At 61.1% G+C, this 18,073-nt stretch carries 18 protein-coding genes; 12 read left to right on the plus strand and 6 right to left on the minus strand.

Translation table 11 applies throughout. The features are described 5' to 3' along the window. The first annotated feature begins 2 nt into the window (after positions 1–2). Entirely contained in the window at positions 3–884 is an 882-nt protein-coding gene (locus DTW90_RS12100; protein ID WP_149338592.1) for a 3-hydroxybutyryl-CoA dehydrogenase, read from the plus strand. Between the two features lie 70 nt (positions 885–954). Here the strand turns inward: DTW90_RS12100 and DTW90_RS12105 are convergent, their stop codons facing one another. After that, complete coding sequence (locus tag DTW90_RS12105; RefSeq protein ID WP_149338594.1) at positions 955–1,722, minus strand: DeoR/GlpR family DNA-binding transcription regulator; 768 nt, start codon at positions 1,720–1,722, stop codon at positions 955–957. Between the two features lie 124 nt (positions 1,723–1,846). On the opposite strand from DTW90_RS12105, the gene DTW90_RS12110 reads away from it, so the two are divergent. Together DTW90_RS12110 and DTW90_RS12115 are read left to right on the plus strand one after the other, a co-directional pair. Next, positions 1,847–2,830 carry a nitrilase family protein gene (locus tag DTW90_RS12110; protein ID WP_149338596.1) on the plus strand — a complete coding sequence of 328 codons (984 nt, stop codon included), beginning with the start codon at positions 1,847–1,849 and terminating at the stop codon, positions 2,828–2,830. A 98-nt stretch (positions 2,831–2,928) separates the two neighbouring features. Then, the gene (locus DTW90_RS12115) at positions 2,929–3,951 is read left to right on the plus strand and encodes an LLM class flavin-dependent oxidoreductase (RefSeq protein ID WP_149338598.1); all 1,023 of its coding nucleotides are present in this window, start codon (positions 2,929–2,931) and stop codon (positions 3,949–3,951) included. Between the two features lie 15 nt (positions 3,952–3,966). Here DTW90_RS12115 and DTW90_RS12120 read toward each other — a convergent pair whose 3' ends face one another. Beyond that, a complete protein-coding gene (locus DTW90_RS12120) occupies positions 3,967–4,635 on the minus strand; it encodes a TlpA disulfide reductase family protein (protein WP_149338600.1) in 669 nt (222 codons plus the stop codon). 23 nt (positions 4,636–4,658) lie between these two features. On the opposite strand from DTW90_RS12120, the gene argH reads away from it, so the two are divergent. The 4 genes from argH (at position 4,659) to DTW90_RS12140 (ending at position 10,849) form a co-directional block, all read left to right on the plus strand. After that, positions 4,659–6,062 carry an argininosuccinate lyase gene (gene argH / locus DTW90_RS12125; protein WP_149338602.1) on the plus strand — a complete coding sequence of 468 codons (1,404 nt, stop codon included), beginning with the start codon at positions 4,659–4,661 and terminating at the stop codon, positions 6,060–6,062. A 306-nt stretch (positions 6,063–6,368) separates the two neighbouring features. Continuing rightward, on the plus strand, positions 6,369–6,563 hold the full coding sequence (locus DTW90_RS12130) for a lipoprotein (protein WP_149338604.1): 195 nt from the start codon (positions 6,369–6,371) through the stop codon (positions 6,561–6,563). 15 nt (positions 6,564–6,578) lie between these two features. Then, positions 6,579–7,847, plus strand: coding sequence for a diaminopimelate decarboxylase (lysA, locus tag DTW90_RS12135; RefSeq protein ID WP_149338605.1), 1,269 nt, complete (start codon positions 6,579–6,581; stop codon positions 7,845–7,847). A gap of 260 nt (positions 7,848–8,107) precedes the next feature. After that, complete coding sequence (locus DTW90_RS12140; RefSeq protein WP_149338607.1) at positions 8,108–10,849, plus strand: TIGR02302 family protein; 2,742 nt, start codon at positions 8,108–8,110, stop codon at positions 10,847–10,849. A 23-nt stretch (positions 10,850–10,872) separates the two neighbouring features. Here DTW90_RS12140 and DTW90_RS12145 read toward each other — a convergent pair whose 3' ends face one another. The 3 genes from DTW90_RS12145 to DTW90_RS12155 all read right to left on the minus strand — a co-directional run bounded on the left by DTW90_RS12145 (position 10,873) and on the right by DTW90_RS12155 (position 12,875). Further along, positions 10,873–11,232, minus strand: coding sequence for a response regulator (locus DTW90_RS12145; RefSeq protein WP_132521789.1), 360 nt, complete (start codon positions 11,230–11,232; stop codon positions 10,873–10,875). Positions 11,233–11,566: 334 nt separating this feature from the next. After that, positions 11,567–12,109, minus strand: a complete 543-nt coding sequence (gene hpt / locus DTW90_RS12150; protein ID WP_149338609.1) for a hypoxanthine phosphoribosyltransferase — start codon at positions 12,107–12,109, stop codon at positions 11,567–11,569. Positions 12,110–12,191: 82 nt separating this feature from the next. Then, the gene (locus tag DTW90_RS12155) at positions 12,192–12,875 is read right to left on the minus strand and encodes a hypothetical protein (RefSeq protein ID WP_246664938.1); all 684 of its coding nucleotides are present in this window, start codon (positions 12,873–12,875) and stop codon (positions 12,192–12,194) included. A 183-nt stretch (positions 12,876–13,058) separates the two neighbouring features. Between DTW90_RS12155 and ftsE the strand changes: the two genes are divergently transcribed. The 4 genes from ftsE (at position 13,059) to DTW90_RS12175 (ending at position 16,436) form a co-directional block, all read left to right on the plus strand. Next, positions 13,059–13,718 (plus strand): cell division ATP-binding protein FtsE, encoded by a 660-nt coding sequence (ftsE, locus tag DTW90_RS12160; RefSeq protein WP_132521793.1) that lies wholly within the window; start codon positions 13,059–13,061, stop codon positions 13,716–13,718. Between the two features lie 61 nt (positions 13,719–13,779). Next, positions 13,780–14,727 carry an ABC transporter permease gene (locus DTW90_RS12165; RefSeq protein WP_246664946.1) on the plus strand — a complete coding sequence of 316 codons (948 nt, stop codon included), beginning with the start codon at positions 13,780–13,782 and terminating at the stop codon, positions 14,725–14,727. A 205-nt stretch (positions 14,728–14,932) separates the two neighbouring features. Beyond that, a complete protein-coding gene (locus tag DTW90_RS12170; RefSeq protein ID WP_246664947.1) occupies positions 14,933–15,532 on the plus strand; it encodes a YdcF family protein in 600 nt (199 codons plus the stop codon). Positions 15,533–15,632: 100 nt separating this feature from the next. Next, entirely contained in the window at positions 15,633–16,436 is an 804-nt protein-coding gene (locus tag DTW90_RS12175) for a 1-acyl-sn-glycerol-3-phosphate acyltransferase (RefSeq protein WP_132521795.1), read from the plus strand. A gap of 8 nt (positions 16,437–16,444) precedes the next feature. Here DTW90_RS12175 and DTW90_RS12180 read toward each other — a convergent pair whose 3' ends face one another. Continuing rightward, a complete protein-coding gene (locus tag DTW90_RS12180; RefSeq protein ID WP_149338613.1) occupies positions 16,445–16,978 on the minus strand; it encodes a gamma-glutamylcyclotransferase in 534 nt (177 codons plus the stop codon). Between the two features lie 50 nt (positions 16,979–17,028). On the opposite strand from DTW90_RS12180, the gene DTW90_RS12185 reads away from it, so the two are divergent. Beyond that, positions 17,029–18,042 carry a DUF2125 domain-containing protein gene (locus DTW90_RS12185; protein ID WP_132521799.1) on the plus strand — a complete coding sequence of 338 codons (1,014 nt, stop codon included), beginning with the start codon at positions 17,029–17,031 and terminating at the stop codon, positions 18,040–18,042. Positions 18,043–18,073: the final 31 nt, after the last annotated feature.

An 18,073-nucleotide genomic window follows, 5' to 3' on the forward strand; every position in this document is an offset into this window, starting at 1 on the left:
CGATGAGTACGGTGCTGAAGAATATCGGGATTATCGGCGCGGGTCAGATGGGTTGCGGGATCGCCCACGTTTCGGCCGCAGCCGGATATAAGGTTCATATCTACGATCTGTCGCAGGATCGTATCGAGAGCGGTCTTGCCACGATCAACGGCAATCTCGCCCGCCAGGTTTCCTCGGGCAAGATGACCGACGAAGTCCGTAAGGCGACGCTGGCGCATATTTCCGGTTCCGGCGACATCAACGATCTGGCGCCGATGGACCTCGTCATCGAGGCGGCGACGGAAGACGAGTGCGTCAAGCGCAAGATCTACGCGCAGGTCTGTCCGGTCCTGAAGCCGGAAGCGATCCTCGCCACCAACACCTCCTCGTTGTCGATCACCCGGCTTGCCGCCGCGACCGACCGGCCGGAACACTTCATGGGCATTCATTTCATGAATCCCGTGCCCGTGATGAAGCTCGTGGAACTGGTGCGCGGCATTGCGACGGATGAATCGACCTTTAATGCCGCCAAGGAATTCGTCAGCTCGCTGGAAAAGACGATAACGGTCGCCGAGGATTTTCCGGCCTTCATCGTCAACCGCATCCTGCTACCGATGATCAACGAGGCGATCTACACGCTTTACGAAGGCGTGGGCACGGTCGACGCGATTGATACGGCCATGAGGCTCGGCGCCAACCACCCGATGGGCCCGCTGCAACTGGCCGACTTCATCGGCCTCGACACCTGCCTGTCGATCATGCAGGTGCTGCACGATGGCCTGGCGGACTCGAAATACCGCCCCTGCCCGCTGCTCGTGAAATATGTCGAAGCCGGCTGGCTCGGTCGTAAATCCGGCCGTGGTTTCTACGACTATCGCGGCGAGACCCCGGTTCCGACACGCTAAGCGCGGCACCCATTGGGTAGAACCGGAAGATGATGGCCGGCTGCAACATGGATTGCAGCCCAGCCGGCTTTTAGGCAAAGAGCAACTTCGTGCTTTTGCTCACCTGCTCGGAAAACTGCCGTGCAATCACCGTATCCTCGGCAACGATAAAGTCGAGGTCGGAGACTTCCGCGAACTTGTGAGCAGCGGCCGTACCGAACTTGCTTTCCGTTACCAGCGCTACGACCTCCGCTGACGCATTCATCATCGCTTTCTTGATCGTCGCTTCGTCGAGACCCGCCGTTGCCAGACCAACCTCCGGATGAATGCCGTGAACCCCGATAAAGCAAAGGTCCGCCCGGACGAGCGCTAGTTCGCTAAGCACATGCGCGCCGAGCGTCATCTGGCTGCGCTTGTCGAAAATGCCGCCGAGAAGAATGACCTCGAGGAGCGGATGCTCGGAGGTTTCGGTCGCAATCCGCGGGCTATTCGTCACGATAGTCGCGGCCAGATCGCGCGGCAGCTGGCGGGCCAGCTCCAGATTCGTGGTGCCTCCATCCATGACGACCAATTGACCCGGTGAGATCAGCTGACTTGCGCAGCGTGCAAGCCTCACCTTCTCTTCGTTGGCAATACGGTAGCGTTTGACGAAAGGCAGTCCCGCCGGCGAGACCGGCAGGGCGCCGCCATGAACCCGCTGCACGAGTCCGGCCGAGGCCATCTCGCGCAGGTCGCGCCGCGCCGTATCCTCAGAGATCTGGAAATGCTCGGAGAGCTCGCTCGTATTGAGCCGGCCTTTGGCTTCAAGCGTCTCGATTATGAATTTCTGCCGCTCTTCCGGCGTCGCTTCCTGGCTCATCGTTGACTCCTTTGCACGTTTATGCACAATTGTGTGGAAACGTGCAAGCGTGTTTCGAAAACCGCCGGTCGCCGTACCCACCTGATTAATTGACGACGCCAGGCCAAAGAGCAGGAGAAGAGCCGTGAAGAATGTGGTTCGTGTTGCCAGTGTCCAATTCCAGCATCGTCCGAGCGACAAATCCTACAACATGGAGAGGTTTGAATTTTTCGCGAGGCAAGCGGCCGAACAGGGCGTTGACTTGGTCGCAATGCCGGAAATGTGCATCAGCGGATATTGGCATGTTCCCGGGCTCGATCGGGCCGGACTGGACCAGCTGAGCGAGGAATTGCCCGATGGCCCGTCCGCCCGCAAGGTCCGCCAGCTTGCGGTAGACCTCGGCATCGGGATCGGAGCGGGGCTGCTCGAACGCTCGGCGGATGGCGAGTTGTTCAACAGCTATTTCGTGGCATTGCCGAACGGTGACGCCCATGTGCATCGCAAGCTTCACGCCTTCGAACATGACGAAATCCGCAGCGGCGACAAATACACGGTCTTCGACACGCCCTGGGGCATCCGCATCGGAATTCTGATCTGCTACGACAACAACCTCGTGGAAAATGCCCGGGCGACGGCGCTCATGGGCGCAGACGTGCTGCTCGCTCCTCACCAGACCGGCGGCTGCAATTCGCCGAGCCCGCACGCGATGGGCCTGATCGATGTCGAGATCTGGCGCAATCGTGACAAGGAACCGGAAGCGATCGAGCGCGAAATTCTGGGGCCGAAGGGCCGCGAATGGCTGATGCGATGGCTGCCTTCGCGAGCCCGCGACAACGGGATGTTCGTTGTGTTCAGCAACGGAGTCGGAGAAGACACCGGCGAGGTGCGGACAGGCAATGCCATGATCATCGACCCCTATGGGCGGATTCTGCAGGAGACATGCGCGGCCAACGATGAGATGGTGATCGCAGATCTGGACCTTGATCTGCTGCCGATGAGCCAGGGACGGCGCTGGCTCAAGATAAGGCGGCCGGAACTTTATGGAATCCTCGCGCAGCCGCAGTCCGACACGGTCTCCACCCGCGAGGGGCGCCTCTCGGATGCGCCGGCCAAGCCGGCCCGGGTTTGAGCCTGGCCGAAGACGGTCCGTCTATGGAACGTCAACTATATCCCGTTCCGGATTTATGCGATGAAACGTCATCGACACATCCTGAAGCGAGAAAAATCATGAAGAAGATTGGTTTCCTGTCGTTCGGACACTGGACGCCTTCGCCGCAATCGGGAACCCGCTCTGCCGGCGACGCGCTGCTTCAATCCATCGATCTGGCGGTTGCCGCCGAAGAGCTGGGGGTGGATGGCGCCTATTTCCGGGTGCATCACTTCGCCCGCCAGCTGGCCGCGCCCTTTCCGCTGCTGTCGGCGGTTGGCGCAAGGACCCGCCGCATCGAGATCGGCACGGCCGTGATCGACATGCGTTATGAGAACCCACTCTACATGGCTGAGGATGCAGGCGCCGCCGATCTCATTGCCGGCGGCCGGCTACAGCTCGGTATCAGTCGCGGCTCGCCGGAACAGGTGATCGACGGCTGGCGTTACTTCGGCTACGGCCCCGAGGAAGGCCAGAGCGATGCCGACATGGGCCGTCGTCACGCCGAGGTCCTGCTGCAGGTGCTGAAAGGCGAAGGCTTCGCCGAACCCAATCCGCGGCCGATGTTTCCGAACCCGCCGGGCCTTCTGCGCCTCGAACCGCATTCGGAAGGCCTGCGCGAGCGCATCTGGTGGGGTGCCGGCTCCAACGCAACGGCCGTCTGGGCCGCCAAGCTCGGCATGAACCTACAGAGTTCGACGCTGAAGGACGACGAGACGGGCGAGCCCTTCCATGTGCAGCAGGCGGCACAAATCCGTGCCTATCGCGACGCCTGGAAGGAAGCCGGTCACACACGCGAGCCACGCGTCTCGGTCAGCCGCAGCATTTTTGCGCTGGTGGACGAGCGCGACCGCGCCTATTTCGGTGGTGGCGGCAAGGAGGCTGACTCCATCGGCTTCATCGATGCGAACACACGCGCGATCTTCGGCCGCAGCTATGCCGCCGAACCGGATGCACTGATCGAGCAACTGGCGAAGGATGAGGCGATTGCCGCTGCGGACACACTTCTACTGACCGTGCCCAACCAGCTGGGCGTCGACTACAATGCGCATGTCATCGAGTCGATCCTCACCCATGTCGCGCCTGCACTCGGCTGGCGCTGAGGCAAGCGGACGAACTCAGGACCCGATCGCAGCCTTGATCAGACCCTTGGCGTCCTCGCTGTCCCAGGCAGCGGGGCCGTTCATGGCAGAGAGCAGGCAGCCCTTGGGGCCGACCAGCAAGGTGACCGGCAAGCCGAATGCCAGGCCGTTCTTCTTCAGCGCATTGAATGCGCCCATCGTGCCGTCGCGATAGTAGCCGAGGGCGTCGATGCCGTAGTCAGTGCGGAAGGCTTTCGGCTTCTCGTCGTCGCCGGTATCGATGTTGACAGCGACGACCTCGAACTTGTCGCTGCCCATCTCCTTCTGCAGCGCGTTCAGCGCCGGCATTTCCTCGCGGCAAGGGATACACCATGTGGCCCAGAGATTGAGCAGCACCGTCTTGCCGGCAAAGTCCTGGACCGAAAGCGGTTTTCCCTCCGGTCCATTAAAGGAGACGTTCTGCAGCGAGACCGGCTTCTGTGCCGCAACCATGGCGGCGACCTGCCCCTTGGTGAATGGCGTCAGCGCTGCCGAATGGTCCTTGGCCCCCTCGCAATCGCTTGAAAGGGCGGCTGTCTGAGCGTTGCCATTGCCATACCCCTCTTCCTTCACGTATACCGCTGCCGCACCCGCGAGCACGCCCGCGACGGCTGCGATCAGGATCAGTTTCACGGACGGCAGACCGAACGGCTTCTTCGCTGTCATTTCATTCTCCAGGTAGGCATCGCATGGCTGAAGATACCACGGACACCAACTCCTCCAACAAGATGTGGGGCGGACGTTTCGCCTCAGGCCCCGCTGCAATCATGGAGGAGATAAACGCCTCGATCGGTTTCGACAAGAAACTCTTCGCACAGGATATCCGCGGCTCCATCGCCCATGCCACCATGCTTGCCCATCAGGGCATCATTTCGGCAGACGATAAAGACAAGATCGTTCACGGCCTGAACACGATCCTGTCAGAGATCGAAAGTGGCAATTTCGAATTCTCGCGCAAGCTCGAAGACATTCATATGAACGTCGAGTCGCGACTGGCCACCTTGATCGGCCCAGCCGCCGGTCGCCTGCACACTGCCCGCTCGCGCAACGACCAGGTGGCGCTCGATTTCCGCATGTGGGTGAAGGAAGAGCTGCAAAAGACGGAACAGGCGCTGACTGGCCTCATCGCCGCCTTCCTCGACCGCGCCGAAGAGCATGCTGATACCGTCATGCCCGGCTTCACCCATCTGCAGACTGCCCAGCCGGTCACCTTCGGCCATCATTGCATGGCCTATGTCGAAATGTTCGGCCGCGACCGTTCGCGTGTGCGCCACGCCATCGAGCACATGGACGAGTCCCCGATCGGCGCTGCGGCGCTGGCCGGCACCGGCTTCCCGATCGACCGCCACATGACGGCAAAGGCGCTCGGCTTCCGCGAACCGACCCGCAATTCGATCGACACGGTCTCCGACCGCGACTTCGCCATCGAGTTCCTGTCGATTGCTGCGATCGCGGGCATGCACCTGTCGCGCCTGGCCGAAGAGATCGTCATCTGGTCGACGCCGCAATTCGGCTTCGTGCGCCTTTCCGATGCTTTCTCCACCGGCTCCTCGATCATGCCGCAGAAGAAGAACCCCGACGCCGCCGAGCTGGTGCGCGCCAAGACCGGCCGCATCAACGGCTCGCTGGTAGCACTCCTGACGATCATGAAGGGCCTGCCGCTCGCCTATTCCAAGGACATGCAGGAAGACAAGGAACAGGTCTTCGATGCAGCCGAGAGCCTCGAGCTTGCGATTGCCGCCATGACCGGCATGATCCAGGATATCACCATCAACACCGCCCGCATGAAGGCCGCCGCCGGCTCCGGCTACGCGACCGCAACCGATCTTGCCGATTGGCTTGTACGCGAAGCCGGCCTGCCCTTCCGTGATGCCCATCACGTGACAGGTCGGGCGGTCGCGCTTGCGGAAAGCAAGGGCTGCGATCTCGCAGAACTCAGCCTCGCCGATCTTCAGGCGATCCATCCCGACATCACCGACAAGATCTTCGAGGTGCTGACGGTCGAAGCATCAGTCGCCAGCCGCAAGAGCTTCGGCGGCACGGCGCCGTCGGAAGTACGCAAGCAGATCGCGTATTGGCGTGGCAAGAATTGAGCCAAACCGCGGCCTTTGATATCGGCCAATCAGCATGGCTATCGCAATCGCCTTGGCGGCCCCTCCCCAATCCCTCCCCACAAGGGGGAGGGACTTACCAGCCGCACCGCCGAAGTTCCTAAATTTAGCGAGGCGATGCCACGAGTCTTCTCCCCCCTTGCGGGGGAGATGCCCGGCGGGGGAGATACCCGGCAGGGCAGAGAGGGCCTTAAGCCGGACGCGATCGCTCAACAATCAGGGTGCACAAGGCAAATAAACTTCGCTATGAAGAAGCCACCCGCCTGTCGCCTGCCCAAGAGGACATAGATGCAGATCAACGTGCCGCAGATTCTCCGCCTGACCCTCGTCGTTTCCTTCGTCGGTCTCGCCGTTGCCGGATGTGGCCGCAAGGGCGACCTCGATCCGCCGAGCGCCAATGCCACGAAGGGCGGCGATGTGAACCAGAAGACCAAACAGCCGGGCACGGAAGACAGGCACTTCCTCCTCGATCCGCTGCTCTGAGACAGGCATAGTTCCGTGAACCACTTTCAATATCGCGACGGCATTCTCTACGCCGAGGACGTACCCGTTCCCGAAATCGCCAAGGCCGTCGGCACGCCCTTCTACTGCTATTCGACCGCAACGCTGGAGCGACACTACCGCGTCTTTTCCGAAGCCTTTTCGGGCGTTGACGCGATGGTCTGCTATGCGATGAAGGCAAATTCCAACCAGGCGGTCCTGAAGATGCTCGGCCGCCTCGGCGCCGGCGTCGACGTCGTCTCCGTGGGTGAGCTTCACCGCGCGCTCGCAGCCGGCATCCCCGCGTCTAGAATCGTATTCTCCGGCGTCGGCAAGACCGCCGCCGAGATGGACGTCGCGCTCGAGGCCGGCATCTACTGCTTCAACGTCGAATCCGAACCGGAACTGGAAGTGCTGAACCAGCGGGCGCTGCGCGCCGGCAAGGTCGCGCCGGTATCCTTCCGCATCAATCCCGATGTCGATGCCCGCACCCATGCGAAGATCTCGACCGGCAAGAAGGAAAACAAGTTCGGCATCGCCTATGAACGCGCCCGTCCCGTCTATGCGCGCGCCGCCGAACTGCCGGGCATCAAGGTGACCGGTATCGACATGCATATCGGCAGCCAGATCACCGAGCTTCAGCCCTTCGAGGATGCCTTCAAGCTTTTGCGCGATCTCGTCGACACGCTGCGCGGCGAAGGCCATGACATTCACCACGTGGATGTCGGCGGCGGCCTCGGCATACCCTATCGCGACGATAACAATCCGCCGCCGTCACCGGAAGCCTATGCCCAAGTCGTCACGAACCAGCTTCGTGGCCTGAATTGCAAGATCGTCACCGAGCCTGGCCGGCTGCTTGTCGGCAATGCCGGCATCCTGGTGACCGAGGTTGTCTATGTGAAGGATGGGGGCGCCAAGAGCTTCGTCGTCGTCGATGCGGCCATGAACGACCTCATCCGTCCGACGCTCTATGAGGCCCATCACGAAATCCGCCCCGTCACGGTCACGGCCGCCAGCGCGCCGCGCATCAAGGCCGATGTCGTCGGCCCGGTCTGCGAGACCGGCGACTACATGGCTCTCGATCGCGAAATGGCGATGCCGAAGGCTGGCGATCTCCTGGCGATCAGCTCCGGCGGTGCTTATGGCGCCGTTCAGGCCGGCACCTATAATACCCGTCTTCTGGTGCCCGAGGTGCTGGTCAAGGGCGCAGAATTCCATGTGATCCGGCCTCGCGGCACCTATGAGCAGCTCATCGGCCTCGATTCCATACCGGCCTGGCTCGACTGAGAGCCAGGTTCACATTTTAGCGAATTATCCCGAAAAAACGCCTGCAACGGGTGCTTGCCCTCGCCTTCGCCACAAAGAATGTTATCCTTTGAGATAGCGGGCGCCGTGCCGGGCGCCCGGCGATAGCGTCATGACTCTATTCTGATCCAGGTTGGACAGGATGAAATTGAGGACTGAATGGCGCATCATTCCCGCTTGGCCGAAGACGGTTCAGGGGATGTGTGCCCGTCAGCAACGAGAGAACGGAGAGAGCCTGATCGATGACTAGCTCCAGCAACGGAAGAAAGGGCGCCTTTGCGGATCGCCCAGCGCTTGCGCGGTTGGTGGCGATCAAGCGTATGCTGGCCCGGCTGGTGCTTTTCTGCGAGCAGTTGCTTCCTATGCTGCTGGCCCCGCTTTCGGTCATCGCTTTTTATCTTTCCGTCTCCTGGTTCGGGCTTTTCCGCATCGCCTCCGATCCCGTGCGATGGGCTTTTCTGGCTGTTTTTGCCCTGGCTCTCGCCGCGTCGCTCATTCCCTTCCGCCGCCTTCGCTGGCCGGCAACATCGGAGGCCGATCGGTTTCTGGAAGAGCGCAACGGCCTTGCGCACCAGCCCGTCACCGTTCAGGAAGACGAGCCCGCCTTCGATACGCCTTTTGCCCGTGCCCTATGGCGTGAGCATCAGGCGCGCATGGCGGCAAAAATCGCCGCTCTCGATGCCGGATTGCCGCGCCCTGATATCGCCCGCTACGACCGTTTTGCGCTCCGCGCCATTCCCGCCCTTCTGCTTGTGACGGCCTTCAGCTTCTCGGCATCGAACAGCGGCGGGTCGATTACCGATGCGTTCAACAGTTCGAGCCGAGGCGCCCAGAACCCCGACCTGCGCATCGACGCCTGGGTCACCCCTCCCTATTATACCGGCCAGGCGCCTACCTATCTGACCGGCAACAGCGCGCTTGCGCAAAACGCAATCAGCATTCCGCAATTCTCCGATTTGACCGTCCGAGTGACCGGCGGCCAGGGCGATGAGAAGGTAACCTTCCAGGCAACGGGCAGCGACCAGCCGACGGATATTGCAGCACAAACGCCCGAGCAGGCACAGGCTGCACCCGCCCAGGGCAACGCCCCCAAGGCTCCGGCGCCGGCAGCGCCCCAGCCACCAGCGCCTAATGGCGCTACCACCGCCGACGCAAGTCCCCTTGCTGCACGCACGCATCTGCTGAAGCTGGAAAAGGGCGGCATCCTCTCCGTCGCCGGACAACAGTGGTCCTTCAAAGTGCTCGCCGACAAGGCGCCTGAAATCGCCTTCGACGGCCTGCCGCGCAGCAGCGTCAATGGCGCCCTGGAAATCAATTTCAAGGCGAAGGACGATTACGGCATCGAGGAGGCCCATGCCGAGATCGTGCCTGTCGACCGCGATCCTCAGGCCACCCCGCTTTATGCGCTTCCGGAATACAAGCTCGATATCCCCGGCCGCAACCGGCGAGACGTCAAAGGTCTGGCGAGCCACGACCTGACGAAGGATCCGCTCGCCGGCAAGCGCGTCCGTGTAACGCTTGTCGCGAAGGATGGTGCCGGCCAGACGGGCCGCAGCCCACCCTACGAGATGACGCTGCCCGCCCGCAACTTCACCGAACCGCTCGCCGGAGCCGTCGCCGAAGAGCGGCAGGTCTTTACGCTCGACACCCGCAAGATGCCGGAGGCGATCGCCTTCAACGAGGCGCTGACCCTTCGCGCCGACGAAACCATTCCGAGCCTGACCAACTATCTGCTGCTGCAGTCGGCGCGCTCGCGCATGAAGCTTGCGCGTAGCGACGACGCGTTGAAGGACACTGCCGATTACCTTTGGCAGATTGCGACAGGAATGGAGGACGGCCAGCTTTCCGACGCGCAGAAAAAGCTGCGGGACGCCCAGCAGAAACTATCCGATGCGCTTCAACGCAACGCGCCTGACGCCGAGATCAAGAAGCTCATGGACGAGCTGCGCAAGGCGATGAACGACTATATGAAGGAGCTCGCCGAGCGCATGCAGAATGCGCCGATGCAGCCCAACCAGCGGTCCGCGAATGTCCTGCGGCAGCAGGACCTGCAGCGCCTGATGGATCAGATCGAGAACCTCGCTCGCTCGGGCAATCGCGACGCGGCCCAGCAGATGCTGTCCGAACTGCAGCGCATGATGAACAACCTGCAGGCCGGCAGGCCGCAGCCCGGCCAGCAGCAGGGGCAGCAAAACAGCGAAGCCCAGCAGCAGATGGACAAGCTCGGCCAGATCCTGCGCGACCAGCAGAAGCTGATGGAAGAGACCTTCAAGCTCGACCAGGCGATGAAGGACCGCATGCAGCGCGGCGATCCCAACGAGGACGGCGACGATCCTTTCAGCCAGCCCATGCCCGGCCAGAACGGCCAGCAGCAACAACAGGGCCAGCAGCAGCAACAGCCAGGGCAACAAGGACAGCAGGGACAACAGAGCCAGCAGGGGCAATCGCCGACCGACAACATGACGGCCGATCAGTTGCGCGAAGCCCTAAAGCAATTGCGCCAGAGGCAGGAGGAGCTCGGCAAGCAACTCGGCGAGTTGCAAAAAGGGCTCGGCAAGCTCGGTGTCAAGCCTGGTCCCGGTTTCGGTCAGGCCCAGCGGGAGATGGAAGGCGCGGCCGGGCAATTGGGTCAGGGACACGGCGAACCGGCACTACAGGGCCAGGGCCGCGCGCTGGAAGCCTTGCGCCAGGGCGCACGCGACATGATGAGCCAGATGATGCAGGCAATGCAGCAGAACGGGCAGGCAGGCGGCCGCAATCAGCAGGGCCAGTTCGGCCAGGGCAACCAGAACGGTCGCGACCCCCTTGGACGGATGCGCGAGACAAACGACGGGCCGCTAAGCGACGACGGACCGAAAATTCCCGACGAGATCGATGTGCAGCGGGCTCGCGAAATCCTCGACGCCATTCGCCAGCGACTGGGCAACAATCCGACCCAGGAGGAAGAGCGGCGCTATCTCGAACGCCTGCTCGATATTCAGTAGAAGCAATCTGATAGCGGAAGCGATCAAGCCGCCAGCGCGCGGGCGACCGCCTTGCGGATGTCAGGCAGCGCAAAGGGTTTGGAGACGACATCGACGATCTTTTCCATGAGGTCGTCGGCGCGTTCCCGCTGCTCGGCATAGCCGGTCATCAAAAGGATTTTCATGTCGGGCCAACCTGAGGCAGCCTGATGCGCCAGTTCGATGCCGTCCATGACGGGCATGCGGATATCCGACAGCAACAGGTCGAAACCGCCGAGCTTCAGCTTTTCCAGCCCTTCCGCGCCATCGGCGGCTTCTTCGGTCTCATGTCCATCCAGACGCAGAGCGCGAGCAACGAAGCTTCTCAAGGAATCTTCGTCTTCCGTAATCAGGATTTTGGCCATTTTCATCGCTCCGTCGGTCCGTCATGTCCTACAGCGCCGCGCGTCAGATATGACGCGCAAAGGACGCTGGAGCACTTTCAAGTTGCCGCATAATTTTTCCTCAAGTCGATTTCGACTTGGGGAATTATGCGGTAGAGCGAAATCACCAGACTTTCCTTTGCGATCGGTAAACGACGCAAAGGAACCCCGCCAATGGTTAACAAGCCGTCTGCATATCCGAAGGGCCTAGAGCAATTCGAGCAAAAGTGTACAGCGGTTTTGCGTTCGGAGTTTCGGGAAATCAAATAGTTAGGGCGCTTTCGCTATTCGAAGAAAAGCAGAAGCGCTCTAACGATCAGGCATCGCCGGTCACGACGCCGACGAAGGGCAGTTCCCGGAAGGCATAGGCGACATCCATGCCGTAGCCGACGACGAAATAGTCCGGGCACTCGAAGCCGACATAATCGGCCTCCAGCTCTTCCTTCCGCTTCACCTTCTTGTCGAGCAGAACGGCAAGCGTGACGTTGCGTGCGCCGCGCTCATAGAGCAGTTCCTTGGCGAAGCGCAGCGTGCGGCCGGACTCCAGAATATCGTCGATCAGAAGGACATCGCGATCCTTCACGTCGCTGTCGATGTCCTTGACGATACGCACGCCCTGTGACGTGGTGCCGGTGCCGTAGCTCGAAAGCGTGATGAATTCGACTTCGGGCGCAAGGCCGGTGTCGTGCAGGGCGCGCAGAAGATCGGCAGCAAAAATGAACGAACCCTTGAGGATCGCGATGACCAGCAGGTCCTTTGTGGGACCGCTGGAAATCTCCTTCGCCATAGACAGATTGCGCTCGGCGATCTGCTCAGCGGTGAAAAGCGGCTCGATGATCTTTCCGCGAACGACTGGCATTAAGGGCATGCTCCATAGGCTGTGCGGCGGACATCCGCCGATTAAGCCCCGCTCGTTAGCACAAACGAGCGCCCGAAGCACCCTAAGGCATGAAGGAAAGCCGTGCTTCCGGCATTTTTCCGCCGGGATATTGCAGTCGCGCCATGAATCCGCGGCTCTCTCCAGCCTTGATCCGGTCAACCGGCGGTGCAACGACGATCGTCGAGAGGATTCTGTCATCGACAACAAGATCAGCCCGCACCGGCTTCAGCGAGATCGCAGATTCGCCCTGATTTTCGATGATACCGTTCAGAACGAGAATGCGCATGCCGTTGGCATCGCGCGGCGTGAGCGTGACATGGCTGAACTGCAAAGGATCGGAAATCGCGGCCTGATCGGTCGAAAGGCCGGAGAACCCGCCCGAAAGGCCGAACACCAGAACGAACATTGCGACAACGAGAACGGCGAAGACCCGACCGGAAGCGCGTTGCAGCCACTGCTCGGCAATACGCAGATAGACCGCAAGTGCCGCAATCGCCGGAGGAAACGCGGGAGGCTTGGAAACGACATGGGAATGGTTGGCTTTGAAATTCTTCGCCGAGAAGGCCGATCCGCGAACCGGCAGTACGGTCACGAATTCCGCATCCGTGACATCAGGCTTTCGGTCGAAGAAGCCGTGCGATCTTTGACCTGTTATCCGCTCGGGCGGAAGAAGATCATAGACCAATCCCGTCTGCTGCTGGCGATAGCGGAATGCACCCATGACGACGTCCTCTTCGGTGTCCACATGGTTTCACGCCCCGACGAAATCTGGGCATTGAAACGAATCCGTCCCAGAAGTAAATTTTAATGGTTAATGCTTCGCAAAGACCGCCGTAAACCGGACGTCCTTTCGGCAAAATTTACCGACTGTTAACGGACTTGGTTAACAAGTCGGCTTATCGAGAACGCGCACAGACTGGACGGCCCGTTGATCCATTTCGAAAATGTCGGTTTGCGCTACGGCATGGGCCCGGAAATCCTCCGGGACCTGACCTTCGACATTCCGAAGAAATCCTTCCAGTTCCTGACCGGCCCCTCGGGCGCTGGCAAGACGACGTTGCTGCGCCTGCTTTTCATGTCGCTGCAGCCGACGCGCGGGCTCATCCGCATGTTCGGCCGCGACATCGCCTCGATCCCGCGCAACGAGCTGCCTCTGCTCCGCCGCCGTGTCGGCATCGTCTTTCAGGATTTCCGTCTTCTCGAACATCTGACGACCTATGAGAATGTCGCCCTCCCGCTGCGCGTCCGGGGCAAGGAGGAAAGCTCCTATCGCACTGACGTGCTGGAACTCCTGAAATGGGTCGGCCTCGGCGAGCGCATCAATGTCTTGCCGCCGGTGCTGTCGGGCGGCGAGAAGCAGAGGGCGGCGATTGCCCGCGCACTCATCGACCGGCCGGAGATTCTGCTCGCCGATGAACCGACGGGGAATGTCGACCCTCCAATGGCCCGCCGGCTGCTCAATCTTTTTCTTGAGCTGAACCGCCTGGGCACCGCAGTCGTCATCGCCACCCACGATCTGACCTTGATGGATCAGGTCGAGGCCAGGCGCATGATTTTGTCAGGGGGGCATCTGGATATCTATGACTGATCCGGCCTCGGCAAGAAGCGGGCGACCCGCAGGTGGTACGCCCGAGAAGAAGCGGCCGGAAATGCGCGTGCGCCCGACCGCTCCTATCGTTCCGCCCTCCAACATCCAGGGCAATGCGCTGATGGTGGTAATCGCCATCATGGCGTTTCTCGCCTGCCTGACGCTCGGCGCCGTCAGCATGGTACGTTCGACGGCGGCAAGCTGGGAAAGCCAGATTTCCCGCGAGATCACCATCCAGATCAAGCCCGACGACAATCTCGACATGGAGAAGGCCCTGACGCAGGCGCGCGACATCGCGCTCGGCTTCGTCGGCACCAAGACCGGCCAGATCGTCGACGAGGCGGCGACGGCACGTCTGCTCGAACCGTGGCTCGGGGCGGGTCTGGACCTGAAGGAACTGCCGGTGCCGCGCCTCGTCATCATCACCATCGACGAGACCCATCCGCCGGATTTCGAGGCGATGCGCGCGCTGCTCAAGGATTCCATTCCGCAGGCATCGCTGGACGACCATCGCACCTGGGTCGATCGCTTGGTTTCCATGGCGCATACGACGGTTATGATCGGCACGGGCGTCCTTCTCCTCGTCTTCACGGCGATGGTTCTGACGGTGGTCTTCGCCACCCGCGGTACGCTGTCAGGCAATCGCCATATCGTCGAGGTCTTGCATTTCGTCGGCGCTGAAAGCTCTTTCGTCGCCACGGAATTCCAGAAGCATTTCCTGAAGATCAGCCTCAAGGGATCGGCCGTGGGATCGGCGCTTGCCGCCCTGTTCTTCGCCGGCGCCGGCATCGTCCAGAGCCATACTATCGCCACGCCGCAAACCGACCAGGCGACCGCCCTGTTCGGCACCTTTTCGGTAGGCGCGCTCGGCTATGTCGGCATCTTCGTGACGATGATCGTCATCGCGCTTTTGACGACGGTCACGGCGCGGTTTACTGTCATGCGAACCATTTACGAGATCGACCTGATAAGGTCTGATCCTGCAAGATCCGACAGTGTCCCGAACTGACGGTCTTACCCATGGCGTTTTGCCATCAAACAGCCTGTTCCTTGCCGCAATCTGCGGCTACTGATGATTCATGACCATGGGCCAGATGACGCATAATACTTCTCTGCCGCCGACATTGCGGGAGCAATCCCAAAATGGCGGCTCGCCGCGTCGCAGCCTCTTCCGCAGGATCCTTCGCTGGGGCGGCTTCGGCTCGATCCTCCTCATGGCCATACTCTTTGGCGGCTTCCTGCATTTCGCCGACTCGATCACCACATTGAAGCCGCCTCTCGATCCCAAGGCGGATGCGATCGTGGTCCTGACCGGCGGCTACCAGCGTATCGACCAGGCGGTGGAATTGCTGCGCCAGGGGGCCGGTAACCGGCTGCTGATATCGGGCGTCCATCCGACCACGACCCGCACGCAGATCCGCAGGCTGACACAAAGCCCTGCCAACCTCTTCTCCTGCTGCGTCGATATCGGCTACGATGCCCTGGACACGATCGGCAATGCTCGCGAGGCGGTGCGCTGGATTCACAGCAATGGCTACAAGCACGTGCTTGTCGTCACCAACAACTATCATATGCCCCGCAGCATCGCCGAGCTGAAATATGTCGACCCGGCCACCGATTTCATTCCCTATCCCGTGGTCAATTCCGACCTCAAGACGAAGGCATGGTTCACCGATCCGAATGCGCTGCGCACCATCCTCTCCGAATATGCGAAGGTGCTGCTCGCCGGGGCCAGAAACCTGACGGGCTTTGGGCGTCCTGTCGGCCTGCGATCGGAGGAGCCGGACGAGGCAACGGGCAAGAGCCACATCTGACTTTCATGCCCTTCCGACAAGCGTCCGCTTTTTATTGACACGGATTTCGTGTAGGCACTCGGTGAAGCGCCCGGGCGTCCGGCGCGCCAGGGAAGCTTCCATGAATACCGTGCGTTCGATCCTATTCAATACCGCCTTCTACGCCAATCTGATCATTCGCATGATCGTGCTTTCCCCGATCTATTTCTTCATGCCGCGAAAAGCCGCCTACGCTATCCCGAAAGCATGGGCGGCATCCAGCGTCTGGTTGATGAAGGTCATCGTCGGCACGACCTTCGAGATCGAGGGACTGGAGAACCTTCCCAAGGGCAGCTACATCTTCGCCCCGAAGCATCAGTCCTTCTGGGACACCTTTGCGCTCCTGCCCTACCTTGACGATCCCGCCTATATCCTCAAGCGCGAGCTGATGTGGATCCCGCTTTTCGGCTGGTATGCCAAGAAGCAGCGGATGATCCCGGTCGACCGCGGCGCCCGCGGCAAGGTGATGGTGGAGGTGATGAAACGCACCCAGGAGGAGCTCAAAAACGGCCGGCAACTCATCATCTATCCGGAGGGCACCCGCCGGCCGCCGGGCGCCGAGCCGATTTATAAATATGGCATCGCCCGTATGTACCGCGATCTGAATATCCCGGTCGTGCCTGTCGCCATGCATCCCGGCCTCTTCTGGCCGCGCCGGACGTTTCAGCGCTATCCCGGCCATCTCAAGGTGCGTATCCTGCCGCCGCTCCAGCCGGGCATGGATCCCGACACTTTCTTTGCAAAGCTGATCGAGGAAACCGAGAAGGCAAGCGACGAGCTTCTCGTCGAAACCATCGCCAACAATCCGAAACTCCCCGTGCCGCCGACGGCAACCAAGCGCCTGGCCGAACTCGATGCTCAGAAAATCGCTGCCAAGGCGGTATAGGCTCCGGACTACGAGGCTTCGCGCATCCGCACGATTTCGTCGCCCACATCTTCGAGCCATTGGTCTCGGATGCCCATCTGCCGCAAATGCTCCAGCGTATTGAAAACATAGGCGTCGTTCGGGCCTGATTGCCCCTTGGCGAAATTGACGATGCGCGCTGCATCGACGGCACCGAGCGCGCCAGCATATTGCCGGTGGCTCCGGTCGACGACATAGACGACGGCTGTCACGCGCCGCCCACCGGTCAGGCGGATCGGCAGCATGCGCTCAAGATAGACCTTGGTGACAAGTTCGCGCTCGCGCAGGTAGTCCAGCACCGCGGCCTTGCTTTTCGGCGCCACGTGGAAGGCCATGCCCCGGCAGGAGCCGCCACGATCGAGGCCGAGCACGAGACCGGGGCTCGCCTCCGTGCCGCGATGTACCCAGGAGTGGACACAGAGGGCGCGGCGATATCCGAAAATCAGGGCCTCGGATTTTTCCACAAAGTCAAATCCCGGATTCCACATCAGTGATCCGTAGCCAAACACCCAAAATTCGTCCATATCCAAAGCCAAATCAAAAGAAATCTACCGACTCACCATTGGAGAACATCATGGCAGCGTCAAGCCAGACCGGCACATCCAGCACGGGCAAAAGGATGTGGCTGTTCGGGATCGCGCTGATCGTGATCATCGCGGCCCTCTATACCGGCGGCTGGTATTATGCGGCGGCCGCGCTGAAGACCAATGTGATGCGCGCGCTCGGAGACAAGAACGCGGCCGGCATTACCGGGCAATGCAGCGACCTTTCCCTGCAAGGCTTTCCCTTCCGTATCGGCCTCTCCTGCTCCAAGGTGGATATCGACGACCATGTGAACGGCGTGTCGGGCTCCTTCGATGACCTCAACGCATCGGCACATGTCTACGCACCGGGCAACATCAGCTGGAATCTGAATTCGCCCGCCGAAATCCGCACCGCACAGGGCCTGAGCGTGTCGGCCGAGTGGAAGGATCTGCAGTCCACCCTCATCACCAAGGGCAACGGCATCGAGGAAGGCCGGACCGTGATAGAGGGCCTGAAGGCCGGTATCGCTTCATCCTTCACCGGCCAGAACTTCGATGTGTCAGCCGATCACACCGAAATTCATGTCCGCCAGAACGGCCCGAATCTCGAGGCAACGGTCGGCGTCGAAAAATCCAACACCGTCATCAAGGATTTTCCGCAGCCCCTGCCGACGCTGTCAGCCAGCGCCGACATTACGCTCGCCGACAAGGCCGGTCTTCTCGACGGCAGCGACAAGGGCGGCCTGCTGGGCGCATCGGGCACTCTGCATCGCGTCGTTGCCGATATCGGCGATGGCCGCGTCATGACACTGTCCGGCCCGTTCTCGATCGACGACCAGGGGCTGGTCTCCGGCCAGTTCAAGCTGGAGATCGAACAGATCGGCCCCTGGCGCGACAGCCTCAAGCAAACCATCCCCGCCGCCAAGCACATCATCGATTCAGCATCGAAGATCCTCAAGGCACTCGCAGCCGGCGGCGACAAGGTCTCCGTCGACCTGACGGCCGATCATGGCAACGTCTTCTTGAGCGGCTTCATTCCGCTCGGGCAGATCCCGCCGATTTGAGGTACGGATCGGTTAGTAAACCTGACTGTTA

The sequence above is a fragment of the Neorhizobium sp. P12A genome (assembly GCF_008365395.1).
In the GTDB taxonomy this organism is placed as follows: Bacteria; Pseudomonadota; Alphaproteobacteria; order Rhizobiales; family Rhizobiaceae; genus Rhizobium.